This is a genomic window from Nonomuraea sp. NPDC049750 (assembly GCF_040659625.1).
In the GTDB taxonomy this organism is placed as follows: Bacteria; Actinomycetota; Actinomycetes; order Streptosporangiales; family Streptosporangiaceae; genus Nonomuraea.
Map to the genome: position 1 here is coordinate 1 of NZ_JBFANB010000018.1, position 14,646 is coordinate 14,646.

Genomic DNA, 14,646 nt, shown 5'->3' on the forward strand with positions numbered 1-14,646 from the left:
AGGCTGCCCTCAGCTTCTGCTCCCTGCTGCGACAGGACGCAGGAGAAGGTCTTTCACCTCCTCACGAATCGGTGCGCCGCACGGCGCACCCTTGAAATCGTAGAGAAAGTTCTCATCCATTCGAACTGCATAGTCTCTGACCTGGTCTTTTGTGGCGATGCAGTCCGGAGTCGGTATCGGATGATGCTTGACGTTGGCGCTCGGGTGGGTGTGGTGGTCCTGTGCTTCAGCCGCCGTACGGTTCGTCCCCGTTGAGGTAGCGGTCGATCCGTAGGCGCATTGACCGGTCCATGCGGTACTGCGCCACTTGGCCTCTTGGCACCCATCGGACCTCGCGTGACTCCTGGCTGGGTCTCGGTTCGCCGTCGATAGCTCGGGCCGTCAGGACGATGGAGAACTCTTGCCGAACCTCGCCGTTGCTGGGGCTGCGTCCACGGAAGTGGTGTATGAGTTTGGCCTGGTGACAGGGGTGGCGTCGTGAAATGAGGACGGCCATCGCGTGATCCTTCGAATGCGCAGTTCAAGATCGAAGGAGAACAAGGCGATGGCCGCAGACAACAGTGTGACGCCCGGTGAGTGGCTGGCGAGGCAGATCGAGAGCGATGACCCGGACATGTTGCGATCCATGGTCAAGACCATGGCCGAAGCATTGATGTCGGCCGAGGCCGACACCTTGTGCGGGGCCGGCTACGGCGAGCGCAGCAGCGAACGGACCAACTCGCGCAACGGCTACCGGGCGCGCGAGTGGGACACCCGCGCAGGCACCGTGGAGCTCGCGATCCCCAAGCTCAGGTCCGGCTCATACTTCCCCGACTGGCTGCTGGAGCGGCGCCGCCGGGCCGAGCAGGCACTGATCAGTGTGGTGGCGACCAGCTATCTGCTGGGCGTCTCGACGCGGCGCGTGGACAAGCTCATCGAGCAGCTGGGCATCAAGAACATCTCCAAGAGCCAGGTCTCGCAGATGGCCAAGGTGCTGGATGAGCAGGTCGAGGCGTTCCGCACCCGCGCTTTGGACGCCGGCCCGTACACCTTCATCTGGCTGGACGCGTTGACGCAGAAGGTGCGCGAGGGCGGCCGCATCGTCAACGTGCACTGCCTGGTGGCCACCGGCGTGAACGCCGACGGGCGGCGCGAGATCCTCGGCCTGGAGGTCACCAGTACCGAAGACGGCGCGGGCTGGCTGGCGTTCCTGCGCGGCCTGGTCGCCCGCGGCCTGTCGGGGGTGCAGCTGGTCGTCTCCGACTGCCACCGCGGGCTGGTGGCCGCGATCGGCGCCACCCTGGCCGGCGCGTCCTGGCAGCGGTGTCGCACGCACTATCTGCGCAACTTGCTCACCTGCGTGACCAAGTCCGCGCAGCCGTTCGTGGCCACCCTGGTGCGCACCATCTTCGACCAGCCCGACGCCGCCCTGGTACGCACCCAGCACGCCTGGGTCGTGCAAACCCTGGAGACCAAGCATCCGGCCGCGGCCGAGCACCTGGACGCCGCCCGCGAAGACCTCATCGCCTTCGCCGCCTTCCCGCGCGAGATCTGGACCCAGATCTGGTCCAACAATCCGCAAGAACGGCTGAACAAGGAGATCCGCCGCCGCACCGACGTGGTCGGCATCTTCCCCGACCGAACAGCGATCATCCGCCTGATCGGCGCCGTGCTGGCCGAACAGACCGACGAATGGGTCGAAGCCCGCCGCTACATGGGCCTGGATGCCCTGGCCAAGGCCCGCCTGCGCGTGATCCCGGGCGACACACCAGCCCAGAACCCACTGCCGCAAACACTGACCGCTTAACCTGCAGAAACAGGATCACGCGAAGATCCACTCATACACCACGTCCGTGGACGTGACCGTTGCTGGTGTAGAGGATGACGTGCTTGGGATCGCTGTACGTGCCGACGAATCCTGCGATCTCGCAGCTGATTCCGGTCTCTTCCAGGGTTTCCCGGATGGCAGCGGCTGGAATCGATTCGCCGAGGTCGATGGCTCCGCCGGGCAGAGCCCAGTTGCCGGAGGCGTTGGTGACGACGATTGGCCGAGGGCGCGAGGCTGTTTGCGGCTGGTGCGTGGGGGTCGTCGTAGAAGTCGATCGTGCCGGCCATGGGCACGAGCTTGGTAGGAGCTCAGGAGTCTGTGGAGTCGGTTGGGCTGACGAAGCTGCCGAGGTTGGGCACGGTGTAGATCAGGCCTTCTTCGCGGAGCTGGCGGATGGCCTTGCGGATGGTCTCGCGGGCTACGCCGAACTCCTGGACGAGCCGGACCTCGGACACCAGGTACTTGGGTTGGTACTCGCCGCTGGTGATGCGTGTGCGGAGCACGTCGGCGATCTGCTGCCAGCGGGGCCGGTCTGGCTCGAAGTCCATCACGTCTCTAAGGGTAGAAAGGGGGCACCACCCGCCTTCACTCGCCTCTCGGGATCTATTGGGATCCATCGCCGTCCCCTTAGATCTAATGGGGCCCCTAGGGGTAGACAGGCTTCGGTTCTCGCTTCTAGCCTGATGCCATGTCGACGCCCACCTATGACCTCGACGCGCTTCGCGTCACGTTCCCTGGCTGGTCGTTCTTCCGCAGTGACGCGGGCGTGTTCTACGCGACCAGGCGTGGGGTGCGGCTGCGTAACGCGGAGATTGACGCGGGCCTCCAGCAGACAGTGAGCGCCGATGATATGGCGACGTTCGTAGCGCTGCTGCAAGAGCAGCGGGCCCGGGGGTGATGTCGTGGCGGCCTCGGAGTTCGTGACGGCCTATCACGGCCTGCACACGGCTGCTCCGCAAGCGGAGGCTGAGCGGGTTGCGTGGGAGCGGAGCATGCCACGTGCCTCGCGGGTGCGGATCCGGGAGCACACCTGTATCTGTCGGCGTCCTGTCTTCGAGCTGTGTACTGCGGGCGGGTTGTGGTTCGTCCGGCGGATTCCTGATGGACGTCCCTCACCGGTTGTCGAAAGTACGTGGATGTCCGCCAAGGCCGCCCGAGACCTGTGGTTGCGGATCTTGACTGGTCAGGCGGTATGACTCGGTGCCGGCGCTTGCCAGGCGAAGAAGCCGCTGGCAATGCGCCGTGCCGCCTCCTCGGGTGTCGTCTGGTCGGTGCGGATACGCAGCGGGAAGATGTCGCCGTCGTGGGCCTGGAGGTCGGACAGCGTTTCGTCCCAGGCTCGCAGGCGTTCGCCCGTGTTGTGGTCGCCTCGTTGGTGGGACCGCTGTTCGCAGATCTCGCGAGGTATCCACAGCAGGGTGACCCACCACGGGTGGGATTCCATGAGGCGCCGGATGTCGGAGACGTTGCCCATGTGAACGATGGGCACCTGTCCGGCCTGGCTCAGTTCCTCGACCCTGTGTCGGTCGACGGCATAGGTGCTGCGGTAGCGGTGGGTCTCGACCAGCAGTCGTCCGGTGGCCCGCAGCTCTTCCAGTTCCTCGATGGTGACGAAGTCGTATTCGCTGCCGCGCCGGTTGCCGGCCTTGAGCTTTCGCAGCAGGGCGAAGCGTGGATCGAGGGCGGTCAGGGCGGCGGTGACGGTGCTCTTGCCGCTGGCGGGCGGCCCGTACAGGACGATGCCGATCACGACAAGATCCGCCTCAGCGTCTCGCGGGTCTGGTCGGCGAGGCTGATCGCGGCCCCCAGACGGTTGTCCACGGTGATGTGCGCGGTCGCGGGGCTCGTGTCGGTGGTGATGCCGCTGACGTACGTCTCCCAGTTCTGGAGCTTCCACGCGTCCCGAGGGGCTCCACGGAACTCGATGTACTCGCGCATGGACGCGACATCGCAGCGGACCCACACCGCCGCCACGTCGATGCCCTTGGCCGCGCACCGATTCGTCAGCCGCGACACCCAGTCGGGATCGGCCAGTTCGGCGATGAAGGGTGCGGACAGGATGGCTGATGTCCCCACCTTCAGGTTGTCGAACGCGGTCTCCATCAGGCACCGGTACTCCAGCGGCCGGACCTCGCGTAGGTACAACTCGGTGTGCCGGTCGTGCGGATCGCCGCCGAGGGAGACGAGCAGTCGTTCGACCATGGCGCGGGTCAGCGAGTCCTTGTCCAGGAACGCCCACCCTGTGATGTCGGACAGGAAGCGGGAGAACTCGGTCTTGCCGCATCCGGCGTAGCCGCCGACGAGGGTGAGGATCGGTTTGGGGCTGCCTTGGCCGTGGCGGCGTCGCCACGCGTCCACGACGCGATTCAGCAGCGCGTTCTGTTCGCCATTCGAGGGCGTGCCGGACACTTTGATCAGTGTTTGTTCGATGACCTGGGCGGCGGCTGTGTCGGCGGCGGGGTCGGTGGGGGCAGGCAAATCGGAGATGGAATTTTCCACTTCGGGTATTTCGCCGGGAAGCGGCAGGCGGAAACCAAGGGTTGGCTCATTCGCCTGGTATAGGAGGCAATAGGCGCGTCGGTAGTGAGGTCCTGGATATACCGATCCCTGTTCGTGTGCCCAGAGTGTCTGGAAGTTGGCGGCCGGCGCGGTCAGGCCGTGTCGGTGGGCGACCTGGCGGAGCTGGTCACCTGCGGCTTCGAGGGTGAGGCCGTGCGCTTCGCGGTGCCGGCGCAGGATCACGGGCTGCCAGCCGGGGCGGTGAATTGTCTTCATCGCATCCTTTTGCGCGCTTTGAGGGGCAGGCGCGTGTAAGCGCATGTGTAACCGCCGTGCAGGCGGCCATGCAGAAGCTTAGCTAACGCTGCGTGATACTCAACAGCGCGAATGCGCGATGAACTTACGGCATCCCCGCCGGGATAACGATCGACCAGAAAAGGGGTGCCGGGAGTGACCACAAACGAGCGGATTTTGGACGAGCTTCAGGCCATCCGGTCTGAAATGGAGGAGTTGGCCTGCCGGGTCAGCGAGATCGCTTCGGCCCTTGGAACACGGCCTTCTCCAGATCGGCGATCCGGTCTCCGAGAACCGCCATCGTGTGCCGCATCTGAGCGAGCTGCTCCATGACCGCCGACGAGCCGGCCCCCTCATCGCCGGCCCTCGCCCCGGCGGCGGCGGCGACAGTGGCGGCGTCCTCGCGGACGAACACGCCCTTGCCCTGCTGGCCCACGATCAGGTTCTCGGTGCGCAGCACGCTGATGGCCGCTTTGACCACGCTGGCGGATACGTCATAGCGCTGGCAGAGCTGGGCGGTCGACGGCAGAGCGGCACCGGGCGCGAGTGAGCCCGTCCTGATCTGCGTGCGCAGGTCATCGGCTATCTGGAGATAGCCGGGCCGACCGGTCTTCTCGACCATGCGAAGCCTTCCGCGAGGGTGTCTGCCCCTCCAGTTCAGCACAGCCCACCTGACATGCCAACCAAGTCTGCGTGGAAGCCCTTGACAACTTAGAATTCTAAGCGTTCTATGTATTCATAGAGTGACGTCTCAACTACTCAAAGGAACCGACCATGCGCACCGTCCCCATCCCTGTGGACACCAACAAGCTCACCATCACCTGCGTGAAGGCCCCTCGGCCTCGCGTGCTCAACCGCGACACCGGCGAGATCAAGACCGACAAGAACGGCAACACCGTCTACGAGGTCACCGTCTCCGTGGAGGACGAGTTCGGCCGGATCGAACTCGTCAAGATCGGCATCACCGGCGAGCCGCCCATCACCGCCGGAAACCAGGTCAACGCCGTCGGCCTGCTCGGCTACGTCTGGGAGATCGCCGGCCGCTGGGGCATCTCCTACCGCGCCACCGCGCTCCTCCCGCTACGGGAGGCCGCCGATGTCTGACCAGCCCATGTCGATGCTCGGGGTCCTGGCCGCTGTCGCGGCCGGGCTCTGGGCCTGGCGCCGCTTCCACTACCCGTCGTTCTGGCTCGTCGTCGCGTTCCCCATCACGGCGATCAGCGTGCGGGCCTCATGGCGCAAGGTCGCCCTCGGCTGCGGCCTGACCAAGAAGCGGCAGCGCTTCTGGTTCACCACCGTCCCCGGCCTGGTCGCCTCGACCGGCGTCGTCCGCGTCCGGCGCAAGTGGCAGCGCATCGCCGTGGACACCAAACCGTTCATGTGGCTGCCCCTGCCGACCCGGCACGGCTGGCGGGTCACCCTGCACACCCTGGAAGGGCAGATCCCGGCCGACTACGCCGACGTGGCCGAACGGCTGGCGCACTCCTGGGGCGTGCACGCCATCCGCGTCACCTCCGACAAACCCGGCCGCGTACGCCTGGCCGCGACCATCCGCGACCCGCTGGTCAAGGTCGATGAACTGCCGCCTTCGACCGAACTGCTCAAGATCACCGTGGGCCGTCTGGAGACCGGCCGCCCGTGGGTCGTCGACTTCCGTACGGTGCCGCACTGGCTGAATGCCGGGGCGACGCAGTCCGGCAAGTCCAACCTGGCCAACGCCCTCATCGTCGGCCTGGCACCGCAGCCGGTGGCGCTGATCGGGTTCGACCTCAAAGGCGGGGTGGAGTTCACCCCGTACGCACCCCGCCTGTCCGCACTCGCGACCAGCAGGGCTGAATGCGGCGGGCTGCTCGATGACCTGGTGACACTGATGACCGACCGGATGGGCGTGTGCCGGATAACCGGCGCCCGCAACATCTGGCAACTCCCGCCCACCCTGCGCCCCGTCCCCGTCGTGGTCCTGGTGGACGAACTGGCCGAGCTCTACCTGATGGCCGACAAGTCCGAGAAAGACGAGATCGCCAAAACCTCCACCGCCCTACTGCGGGTCGCCCAACTCGGGCGGGCGTTCGGCATCTACCTGTTCTGCTGCGGCCAAAGGATCGGCTCCGACCTCGGCCCCGGCGTCACCGCCCTACGCGCCCAATGCTCCGGACGGATCTGCCACCGCGTCAACGACCCCGAAACCGCCACCATGACCCTCGGCGACCTCGACCCCGCCGCGCTGGACTCCGCGCGAGCCATCGCCGCCGAGACACCCGGCGTCGCCATCGTCGCCGGACAAGACGGCCAGTGGTACCGCGCCCGATCCTTCTACGTCAGCGAGAAAGCGGCCGAACACGCCGCCCACACCTACGCCGACCTCGCCCCAGCCTGGACCGACGTCATGGCCGGCCAGCCATACGAGACCCCCGACCAGCAAACGGCCTGACCGGAACCACTGAGAGGAGGACAGACCATGCGCCACTTCACCGCCCGACTACTCGACACCGGCCCCATCCTGGTCCTGGCCCTCATCGCCGGAGCCGGATCCTTCACCCACATCCGCGACACCGCCACCCAGCACGGCCAGCACGGATGGATGTCCTGGGCCATCGCGGTATGCATCGACCTCACCTGCGTCATGGCCGCCCGCGAACGCCAACGCGACAAGAAGACCGGCCGCGCCCGGCGCGGGCCTGTGTCCTGGCCGGTGCTCGTACTGACCGGCGGCATCGTCCTGTCCCTGGCCGCCAACCTGCAACAAGCCGACCCGACCACCTGGGGCCGGATCACCGCCGCCACCCCGGCCGCCGCCTTCCTCATCGCCGTCTCCATGCTGGAGCGTCGCGCCAGCACAACCCATCCCGAGCCGCCCTCAGACGTCTCGCAGACGTCCCCATCCTGGACGGCGGCGTCCCCGCCCGTCCCGGAGCGTCCCCAAGCCGTCCCCCAAGCCGACCGGCCCGCCCTCGTCCCCGGCCACGACAACGACCAGGACGGCCACCCCGGCGACGGCCCCGCTCCCGACCCCGCGTTGGTCGACTACGCCCGCCGAATCGCCGACGAACACCACACCGCCCACGGCAAGCCCATCACCCGCGACCAACTCCGCGCCCGCCTGGGCGTGTCCAGCCAACTCGCCGCAGACCTGCTCCGCACCCTCGGCACCGCCGACATCCACTGAAAGAGAGAACCCCATGCCCGTCGCGCACCCGCGTCTTCACCTCATCGTCGGCCTTCACGCTCTGGCCGGATTCCTGGAGGTACGCCCCGACATCCCCACCCCCGACCAGGTCATCGTCCACCACTTCATCCCGCGAGCCGACGACGCCGACATGCGCGCCGGAATCGAACGCCTCGCTGCCCTACTCGGCACGCCTGTCGACAGCGACGGCGGCCACGTGACGACCTCCCTGACCTTCGGCCCCGTGGAATACCGCGCCGTGGCCATCCTGTCCGCCGCCCGCGCACGCTACGCCGCCCACGACAGCTACCACGGCTGCGTCACACCCGACACCCACTGAACCAAGGAGAACCCGACCATGCGCATCCGCCTCGAAGGAAACCGCGCCGAAATCACCCTCGGCATGATCCACCTGCGCGAAGTGTTCACCGTCACCGCGATGTCACGCGCCTACCCCGACCGCTCCCGCCCGCGCACCTACCGCGTCTACGTCCGCATCATCCCGCGCAAGGACCACTGACCCATGGACGCCGTACTCGCCCATTACCGCTGCTGCACCTGCAACGGGACCGGCCTCACCGACGACCAGACCTGCGCCGACTGCCACGGCAGCGGCATCGACAACCACGGCGCATAGCCGTAGCGCCCCCCGCCTGGCCACACATCCGCCAAGATCCGCGCCAGGCCGGGGGCCATCCACACCAGCGTCACTGGATAGGACGGATCCCATCGTGCCCCACCTTGCCCACAGCCATGCCGTAGCCGGAATGATCGACCGGCTCAACCAACCCGACTACAACCGCTGGGCCCACCAGATCAAGCGCACCGGCGGCTGCCGCCAGCCCATCCACCTACGCGGCAAGATCGAACACTACGACCAGGCCACCGGCCACCTCCTCCACCGCTACAGCACCACCACCGAGCCGAACGGCGTCCTACGCGTCCCGTGCAAGACCCGCCGCGCCTCCCGCTGCCCCGCCTGCGCCGAGGTCTACCGCGCCGACACCTACCAACTCGTCCGCGCCGGCCTCGTCGGCGGCAAAGGCGTGCCCGAGACCGTCAGCACACACCCCTGCCTGTTCGTCACCCTCACCGCACCCTCCTTCGGCGCGGTCCACATCCGCAGGGGCAAGAACGGCAAGGTCCTGCCCTGCCACGCCCGCCGCGACGCCCAGACCTGCCCACACGGACAAGTGATGTCCTGCACCGACCGGCACACCGCCGACGACAAACGGCTCGGCGAACCGCTATGCCCCGACTGCTACGACTACGACGGCTCAGTTCTGTTCAACGCCATCAGCCCGGAGCTGTGGCGACGCTTCACGCTCGCCCTGCGCCGCCGCTTCGCCAAGCTCAACGGGCTGACCATCAAGGCCCTGCGCGAACACGTCACCATCGCCTTCGCCAAGGTCGCCGAATACCAACGCCGCGGCGTCGTCCACTTCCACGCCGTCATCCGCCTCGACGGACCCGACGGCCCCAACTCACCACCACCAACCTGGGCAACAGCCGATGCTCTGACCCAAGCCGTCCAGCACGCGACAGCAGCCGTGACAGCGGAGATCAAGCCGCTCAACCGCACCTTCCAGTGGGGCACCCAACTCGACGTCCGCCGCATCACCATGGACGGCGACCTCACCGAGCAAGCCGTCGCCGCCTACATCGCCAAATACGCCACCAAAGCCGCCGAATGCGTCGGCACCCTGGACCGCCGCATCCAACCCCTCGACAACCTCGACGCCCTACCCATCCGCGACCACGCCCGCCGACTCATCACCGCCTGCATACGCCTGGGCGAACACCCCGGCCTGGCCGACCTGCGGCTCACTCACTGGGCTCACATGCTCGGCTTCCGCGGCCACTTCTCCACCAAGAGTCGTCACTACTCCACCACGCTCGGCGCGCTCCGCGCCGCACGCGAAGAACACATGCGCACCGAACAGATCACCACCGGACGGCTCCCGCTCTTCGACGAGGACACCGTCCTCGTCGTCACCCACTGGCAGTACTCCGGGCAAGGGCTGTCCCTCGGTGACGCGATCCTCGCTGCGGCGATCGAGGGAGGTTATCGATGAACGCCCTACACAAGCTCTGGACGGTCGAAGACGTGTCCACCTTCCTCGGTGTTCCGATCGCGACGCTCTACCAGTGGCGACATCACAGGACGGGTCCGAGAGGCCGCAAGATCGGCCGGCACCTGCGCTACATGCCCGAGGACGTCATGTCCTGGGTCCAGGACCAGGAGTAGCCCATGGCCTTCGTCAAGGACCTGTGGACCAAGACAGTCCGGAACCCGGACGGCAAGCCGCAGAAGGTCAAGACCGCACGCCACGGCAAGGGCAAGCGCTGGCTCGCCGTCTGGGTAGACCCCGATGGCAACGAGCGCTCAACCGCGTACGACCGCAAGGCCGACGCCGAGCGCAAGATCGCCACCATGGGCGCCGACATCGCGCGCGGTGACTACATCGACCCGAACGCCGGCAAGGTGCTCTTCGGCGACCTCGCCGAACGGTGGCTCGCCTCGCGCATCGTGGACCCATCAACCAAGATCCGATACGAGTACATCCACCGCCTTCACGTCGCACCGACCTACGCCAAGCGCCAGGTGAAGAGCATCAAGCCGTCCCAGATCCAGGCGTGGATCAGTGACCTGAGCAGCCGTTTCGAGACCTCGACCGTACAGACGGCCTTTCTGGTCCTTCAGGGCATCCTCGACCTGGCCGTCGCCGACGAGGCGATCAAGCGAAGTCCCGCCAAGTCGCCAATCGTCCAGGTTCCGAAGCGCGCCGTCGAAGAGATCACTGCCTGGTCGGATGAACGAGTCCATGCCCTGATCGACGCTCACCCCGCCCTCTTCCGTCTGCTCCCGATGCTCGGGGCCGCGTGCGGGCTACGGCAGGGTGAACTGTTCGGCCTGGCCCTCGAAGACATCGACTTCGAGGAGCGCCTTCTCCGCGTCCGACGGCAGGTCAAGAAGCTGGGAGCCGACCACGTCTTCGCCCTGCCGAAGAACGATCGTGAGCGCGTCGTACCCCTGCCTGACTGGGCGGCCGAGGCCGTCAAGCGGCACGTCTCGGCCTATCCCCCGCTGGCCTGCTCCCTGCCCTGGGAGAAGGTGGACGGCAAGCTCCGCACGCACAACCTGCTGTTCCGCTGGACGGACGACCGCTTCATCAAGGCCAGGAGCTACAGCGAAACCGTCTGGAAGCCCGCTCTCGTGTCCGCGAGCGTGATCCCGGCGCCGGAAAAGGACACGCGCCAGCGAAGCCGCTACACCACCTCTCGCAAGGAGGGCCTGCACCAACTCCGGCACTACTACGCGAGCGTCATGCTGGCCGGAGGCGTGTCGGTCACGGAACTCGCCGAGTACCTCGGGCACGCCGATCCCGGCTTCACTCTCCGCGTGTACGCCCACATGATGCCGGGCTCCCACGACCGCGCCCGTAGCGCCATCGATGATCGTCTTCTCCGCCCGAGAGCAGTATCGAATCGCTTGGAGAAGTGGTCACAGGCCGATTCCTGCAGATAGGGCCAATCCACCAAGAACTTCAGGAAGATCTGCCAAATCAACTGGGGAAAAATACTTGCGGCAATGCCAAGTAGATTTGATGATGGTGGCATGAACACAGCAACCCCCTTCAGGGACAAGGTCCTCAGGCTTCGCCAGGACGGCCTCAGCTACGTCGACATGCATCGAGAGTCACTGGGCGTCCGCTCCGACAGTTGGTGGAACGCCATAGCCCTACACGGCGCGTGGGGCGGCGGCCCAAGCGCACGCGTGGGCCCGCCTGCCCCAGAAGTATTCGACGGAATCGCTCACCTCTTCAAGGTGACAAGGGAGGAGGTTCAGGCGATGATCGCCGCCGATTGGTACGGAACCCACTCCCAGCAGCAGACCTCCGCCGCCGTGCAACGACTCCAAGCCCCGCTCAACCAACTCTCCGACGAGGATCTCAACCTTGTCGAGAGCCTCGTTCGCCGCTTGGCGGATGCGAGGTCCTGAGACGACGAGGCCTCGAAGACAACAAGCACACGCACATGAGCCGCCGGGATCAGGACTGTCCGGCGGCTCATCGCTTTCCTGAGCACTCAACGCCGCGAGAGTCGGCAGACACTTCTCGATCGCACCGCAGAGGGGCCTCAGTGATCAGAGCACACACGCAGCGGCTCTCACGGAACAGCCACGGAACAGGATCCCGTGGAGGCTGCTTTCGGGGCACGACAACCCCGCAGTTCCTTACGGCGTACCGAGGTTTGAGCAGGTCAAGACCTACTTCAGCAGCTGCCGAGCCATGACCATGCGCTGGATCTGGTTGGTGCCCTCGTAGATTTGGGTGATCTTGGCGTCGCGCATCATCCGTTCCACCGGGAAGTCCCGTGTGTACCCGTACCCGCCCAGCAACTGCACCGCATCAGTGGTGATCTCCATTGCCGCGTCCGATGCCGCGCACTTCGCGGCGCTCGACAGGAACGTGAGGTCCTTCTGGGGCTGGCCGTGCATGGCCAGTTCGGACTTGGCCGCCGCGTGGTACGTCAGCTGCCGAGCCGCCTCCAGTTTCATCGCCATGTCCGCGACCATGAACTGCAGTCCCTGGAAGTCCGCGATCGGCCGGCCGAACTGCTTGCGTTCCTTGACGTACCCGATGGCGTAGTCCAGTGCCCCCTGCGCGATTCCCAGGGCTTGGGCGGCGATGGTGATGCGGGTGTGGTCGAGGGTCGCCAGGGCGGTCTTGAAGCCGGTGCCGGGGTCGCCGATCATGCGGGAGGCGGGGATGCGGACGTTCTCCAGGATGACCTGGCGGGTGGGCGAGCCCTTGATCCCCAGCTTCTTCTCCTTTGGCCCGAAGGAGACGCCTTCGTCGGATTTTTCCACGATAAATGCGGAAATGCCGCGAGGGCCGGCCGTCGGGTCCGTGACCGCCATCAGCGTGTAGTACTCCGAGACGCCCGCGTTCGTGATCCACATTTTTGTGCCGTTGACCACATAGTGGTCGCCGTCCAGCACCGCCCGGGTGCGCATGGCCGCGGCGTCCGAGCCGGCCTCCCCCTCCGAGAGCGCGTACGAGAACATCGCGTCCCCACGGGCCACCGGCGCCAGGTAACGGGCCTTGAGGTCGGCCGAGGCCGACAGCAGCAGGGGCACCGTGCCGAGTTTGTTCACCGCCGGGATGAGCGAGGACGACGCGCAGGCGCGGGCCACCTCCTCGATCACGATCACCGTGGCCAGCGCGTCCGCCCCGGCGCCCCCGTATTCTTCCGGGACGTGAACGGCGTGCAGGTCAGCCGCCACGAGCGCCTTGTAGACGTCCCAGGGGAACTCCTCGGTCTCGTCCGTCTCCGCGGCGCGCGGGGCGATCTTCTCGTCGGCGAGGGCTCGAATCGTCTCCCGGAGCATGTCGTGCTCTTCGGCGGGCGCGTACAAAGGGAAGTCCATGGCGAAATACTAGGACGTCCGACCATCTTGCTACTAGGCGGTACAGTTTGCGGAAATGCCCAGGTGGCACAGAACGAGGTAGCGCGGGCCGGTAACATGCCTGGCACTCGAAAGGAGCTCCTCGTGCCATATCGCCTCACGGTGATCGGGACCGGATACCTGGGCATCACGCATGCGTCCTGCATGGCGGATCTCGGATTCGACGTCCTGGGCCTTGATATAGACGCCGACAAGGTTCGCCGGCTCAACAGCGGTGAGCTCCCGATCCACGAACCGGGGCTCGAACCCGTTCTCCGACGTGGACTCGACTCCGGCCGCCTGCGCTTCACCACCTCCTACGAGGAGGCGGCGGCGTTCGGTGACGTGCACTTCGTCTGTGTGGGCACACCGCAGAAGCGCGGCGAGTACGCCGCCGACGTCTCCTACATGGACAGCGCCATCGAGTCGCTGGCCCCGCACCTCGACCGTGAGTGCCTGGTGGTGGGCAAGTCGACGGTGCCGGTGGGCACCGCGGAGCGGCTAGCCGACAAGCTGGCCCGGCTCGCCCCGGCCGGGTCCGAGGTCGAGCTCGCCTGGAACCCCGAGTTCCTGCGTGAGGGCTATGCCGTGGAGGACACGCTCAAACCCGACCGCATCGTGATCGGTGTGCGTTCCGAGCGGGCGGAGAAGGTGCTGCGCGACGTCTACCAACCGCTCGGGGAGATCCCGATGGTGGTCACCGACTTCGCGACGTCCGAGCTGGTCAAGACGGCCGCCAACGCGTTCCTCGCCACCAAGATCTCCTTCATCAACGCGATGGCCGAGGTCTGCGAGGCCGCCCACGCCGACGTCACGCAGCTGTCCGAGGCGCTGTCGTACGACGACCGCATCGGTGGCCGATTCCTCAACGCCGGGCTCGGGTTCGGCGGCGGCTGCCTGCCCAAGGACATCCGCGCGTTCATGGCGCGGGCGGGCGAGCTGGGGGCGGACCAGGCGCTGACGTTCCTGCGCGAGGTCGACGCGATCAACATGCGCCGCCGCGCCCGCATGGTCGACCTGGCGCGCGAGTTGGCGGGCGGTTCCTTCCACGGATGTACGGTCGGCGTGCTCGGCGCCGCCTTCAAGCCGAACTCCGACGACATCCGCGACTCCCCCGCGCTCGACGTGGCCGTCACGATCGGCCAGCAGGGCGGCCAGGTGACCGTGTACGACCCGATCGCCCTGGACAACGCCCGAAAGGCACACCCTGAGCTGCACTACGGCGAATCGGCTCTGGAGGCCGTCCAAGGGGCACATGTGGTGCTCCTGCTCACGGAGTGGCCGGAATTCGTCGACCTGGACCCGGAGGAGCTCGGCCAGGTGGTCGCGACCCGCCGCATCGTCGACGGCCGCAACGCCCTGAACACCGAAACCTGGCGCTCTGCCGGCTGGCACTATCGCGCCCTGGGCCGCCCCTAAAGCACCGCA

Annotated in this window: 17 protein-coding genes and 2 pseudogenes; 12 read left to right on the forward strand and 7 right to left on the reverse strand. The window is 66.6% G+C overall.

Annotation, left to right across the window (positions count from 1 at the left end):
• Nucleotides 1-226: 226 nt before the first annotated feature.
• A pseudogene (locus AB0J16_RS36795) lies at nt 227-421 on the reverse strand (NUDIX hydrolase); the annotation flags it as partial.
• Between the two features lie 123 nt (nt 422-544).
• On the opposite strand from AB0J16_RS36795, the gene AB0J16_RS36800 reads away from it, so the two are divergent.
• Nucleotides 545-1,786: an IS256 family transposase gene (locus tag AB0J16_RS36800; protein WP_358548426.1), complete on the forward strand. Its 1,242-nt coding sequence runs from the start codon at nt 545-547 to the stop codon at nt 1,784-1,786.
• Nucleotides 1,787-1,841: 55 nt separating this feature from the next.
• Here AB0J16_RS36800 and AB0J16_RS36805 read toward each other — a convergent pair.
• Nucleotides 1,842-2,094: pseudogene (locus AB0J16_RS36805) on the reverse strand (NUDIX domain-containing protein); the annotation flags it as partial.
• Nucleotides 2,095-2,115: 21 nt separating this feature from the next.
• Nucleotides 2,116-2,355 carry a winged helix-turn-helix domain-containing protein gene (locus AB0J16_RS36810; RefSeq protein ID WP_358548429.1) on the reverse strand — a complete coding sequence of 80 codons (240 nt, stop codon included), beginning with the start codon at nt 2,353-2,355 and terminating at the stop codon, nt 2,116-2,118.
• A 140-nt stretch (nt 2,356-2,495) separates the two neighbouring features.
• Here AB0J16_RS36810 and AB0J16_RS36815 point away from each other — a divergent pair, with 140 nt between their 5' ends.
• Nucleotides 2,496-2,705, forward strand: a complete 210-nt coding sequence (locus tag AB0J16_RS36815; protein WP_358548431.1) for a hypothetical protein — start codon at nt 2,496-2,498, stop codon at nt 2,703-2,705.
• Nucleotides 2,706-2,990: 285 nt separating this feature from the next.
• Here the strand turns inward: AB0J16_RS36815 and AB0J16_RS36820 are convergent, their stop codons facing one another.
• From AB0J16_RS36820 to AB0J16_RS36830, 3 genes are all read right to left on the reverse strand, one after another.
• Nucleotides 2,991-3,557 carry a guanylate kinase gene (locus AB0J16_RS36820; protein WP_358548433.1) on the reverse strand — a complete coding sequence of 189 codons (567 nt, stop codon included), beginning with the start codon at nt 3,555-3,557 and terminating at the stop codon, nt 2,991-2,993.
• Nucleotides 3,554-4,285, reverse strand: coding sequence for an AAA family ATPase (locus tag AB0J16_RS36825; RefSeq protein WP_358548435.1), 732 nt, complete (start codon nt 4,283-4,285; stop codon nt 3,554-3,556). Before AB0J16_RS36825 ends, AB0J16_RS36820 begins: the two co-directional genes overlap by 4 nt.
• 544 nt (nt 4,286-4,829) lie before the next feature.
• Nucleotides 4,830-5,222: a winged helix-turn-helix domain-containing protein gene (locus AB0J16_RS36830; protein ID WP_358548438.1), complete on the reverse strand. Its 393-nt coding sequence runs from the start codon at nt 5,220-5,222 to the stop codon at nt 4,830-4,832.
• A 152-nt stretch (nt 5,223-5,374) separates the two neighbouring features.
• Here AB0J16_RS36830 and AB0J16_RS36835 point away from each other — a divergent pair, with 152 nt between their 5' ends.
• From AB0J16_RS36835 to AB0J16_RS36875, 9 genes are all read left to right on the forward strand, one after another.
• Nucleotides 5,375-5,704, forward strand: a complete 330-nt coding sequence (locus AB0J16_RS36835) for a hypothetical protein (RefSeq protein WP_358548441.1) — start codon at nt 5,375-5,377, stop codon at nt 5,702-5,704.
• Complete coding sequence (locus AB0J16_RS36840) at nt 5,697-7,031, forward strand: FtsK/SpoIIIE domain-containing protein (protein WP_358548443.1); 1,335 nt, start codon at nt 5,697-5,699, stop codon at nt 7,029-7,031. Before AB0J16_RS36835 ends, AB0J16_RS36840 begins: the two co-directional genes overlap by 8 nt.
• Before the next feature lie 27 nt (nt 7,032-7,058).
• Nucleotides 7,059-7,766: a DUF2637 domain-containing protein gene (locus AB0J16_RS36845; protein WP_358548445.1), complete on the forward strand. Its 708-nt coding sequence runs from the start codon at nt 7,059-7,061 to the stop codon at nt 7,764-7,766.
• 13 nt (nt 7,767-7,779) lie between these two features.
• Nucleotides 7,780-8,106 (forward strand): hypothetical protein, encoded by a 327-nt coding sequence (locus AB0J16_RS36850; protein ID WP_358548448.1) that lies wholly within the window; start codon nt 7,780-7,782, stop codon nt 8,104-8,106.
• Nucleotides 8,107-8,124: 18 nt separating this feature from the next.
• The gene (locus AB0J16_RS36855; RefSeq protein ID WP_358548450.1) at nt 8,125-8,286 is read left to right on the forward strand and encodes a hypothetical protein; all 162 of its coding nucleotides are present in this window, start codon (nt 8,125-8,127) and stop codon (nt 8,284-8,286) included.
• 211 nt (nt 8,287-8,497) lie between these two features.
• Nucleotides 8,498-9,841: a replication initiator gene (locus tag AB0J16_RS36860; protein ID WP_358548453.1), complete on the forward strand. Its 1,344-nt coding sequence runs from the start codon at nt 8,498-8,500 to the stop codon at nt 9,839-9,841.
• Nucleotides 9,838-10,014, forward strand: a complete 177-nt coding sequence (locus AB0J16_RS36865) for a helix-turn-helix domain-containing protein (protein ID WP_358548455.1) — start codon at nt 9,838-9,840, stop codon at nt 10,012-10,014. Before AB0J16_RS36860 ends, AB0J16_RS36865 begins: the two co-directional genes overlap by 4 nt.
• Nucleotides 10,015-10,017: 3 nt before the next feature.
• A complete protein-coding gene (locus tag AB0J16_RS36870; protein WP_358548457.1) occupies nt 10,018-11,295 on the forward strand; it encodes a site-specific integrase in 1,278 nt (425 codons plus the stop codon).
• Nucleotides 11,296-11,385: 90 nt separating this feature from the next.
• Nucleotides 11,386-11,769 carry a hypothetical protein gene (locus tag AB0J16_RS36875; protein WP_358548460.1) on the forward strand — a complete coding sequence of 128 codons (384 nt, stop codon included), beginning with the start codon at nt 11,386-11,388 and terminating at the stop codon, nt 11,767-11,769.
• Nucleotides 11,770-12,036: 267 nt separating this feature from the next.
• Here the strand turns inward: AB0J16_RS36875 and AB0J16_RS36880 are convergent, their stop codons facing one another.
• Nucleotides 12,037-13,200 (reverse strand): acyl-CoA dehydrogenase family protein, encoded by a 1,164-nt coding sequence (locus AB0J16_RS36880; protein WP_358548462.1) that lies wholly within the window; start codon nt 13,198-13,200, stop codon nt 12,037-12,039.
• A gap of 123 nt (nt 13,201-13,323) precedes the next feature.
• On the opposite strand from AB0J16_RS36880, the gene AB0J16_RS36885 reads away from it, so the two are divergent.
• A complete protein-coding gene (locus tag AB0J16_RS36885) occupies nt 13,324-14,637 on the forward strand; it encodes a UDP-glucose/GDP-mannose dehydrogenase family protein (RefSeq protein ID WP_358548464.1) in 1,314 nt (437 codons plus the stop codon).
• The last annotated feature ends 9 nt before the right edge of the window (nt 14,638-14,646 follow it).

Bases quoted from the DNA above. Each gene is read 5' to 3' on its own strand.
- AB0J16_RS36865 (WP_358548455.1), top strand. From the start codon at position 9,838: ATGAACGCCCTACACAAGCTCTGGACGGTCGAAGACGTGTCCACCTTC.
- AB0J16_RS36870 (WP_358548457.1), top strand. From the start codon at position 10,018: ATGGCCTTCGTCAAGGACCTGTGGACCAAGACAGTCCGGAACCCGGAC.
- AB0J16_RS36845 (WP_358548445.1), top strand. From the start codon at position 7,059: ATGCGCCACTTCACCGCCCGACTACTCGACACCGGCCCCATCCTGGTC.
- AB0J16_RS36880 (WP_358548462.1), bottom strand. From the start codon at position 13,200: ATGGACTTCCCTTTGTACGCGCCCGCCGAAGAGCACGACATGCTCCGG.
- AB0J16_RS36855 (WP_358548450.1), top strand. From the start codon at position 8,125: ATGCGCATCCGCCTCGAAGGAAACCGCGCCGAAATCACCCTCGGCATG.
- AB0J16_RS36830 (WP_358548438.1), bottom strand. From the start codon at position 5,222: ATGGTCGAGAAGACCGGTCGGCCCGGCTATCTCCAGATAGCCGATGAC.
- AB0J16_RS36800 (WP_358548426.1), top strand. From the start codon at position 545: ATGGCCGCAGACAACAGTGTGACGCCCGGTGAGTGGCTGGCGAGGCAG.
- AB0J16_RS36815 (WP_358548431.1), top strand. From the start codon at position 2,496: ATGTCGACGCCCACCTATGACCTCGACGCGCTTCGCGTCACGTTCCCT.
- AB0J16_RS36810 (WP_358548429.1), bottom strand. From the start codon at position 2,355: ATGGACTTCGAGCCAGACCGGCCCCGCTGGCAGCAGATCGCCGACGTG.
- AB0J16_RS36840 (WP_358548443.1), top strand. From the start codon at position 5,697: ATGTCTGACCAGCCCATGTCGATGCTCGGGGTCCTGGCCGCTGTCGCG.
- AB0J16_RS36835 (WP_358548441.1), top strand. From the start codon at position 5,375: ATGCGCACCGTCCCCATCCCTGTGGACACCAACAAGCTCACCATCACC.
- AB0J16_RS36875 (WP_358548460.1), top strand. From the start codon at position 11,386: ATGAACACAGCAACCCCCTTCAGGGACAAGGTCCTCAGGCTTCGCCAG.
- AB0J16_RS36850 (WP_358548448.1), top strand. From the start codon at position 7,780: ATGCCCGTCGCGCACCCGCGTCTTCACCTCATCGTCGGCCTTCACGCT.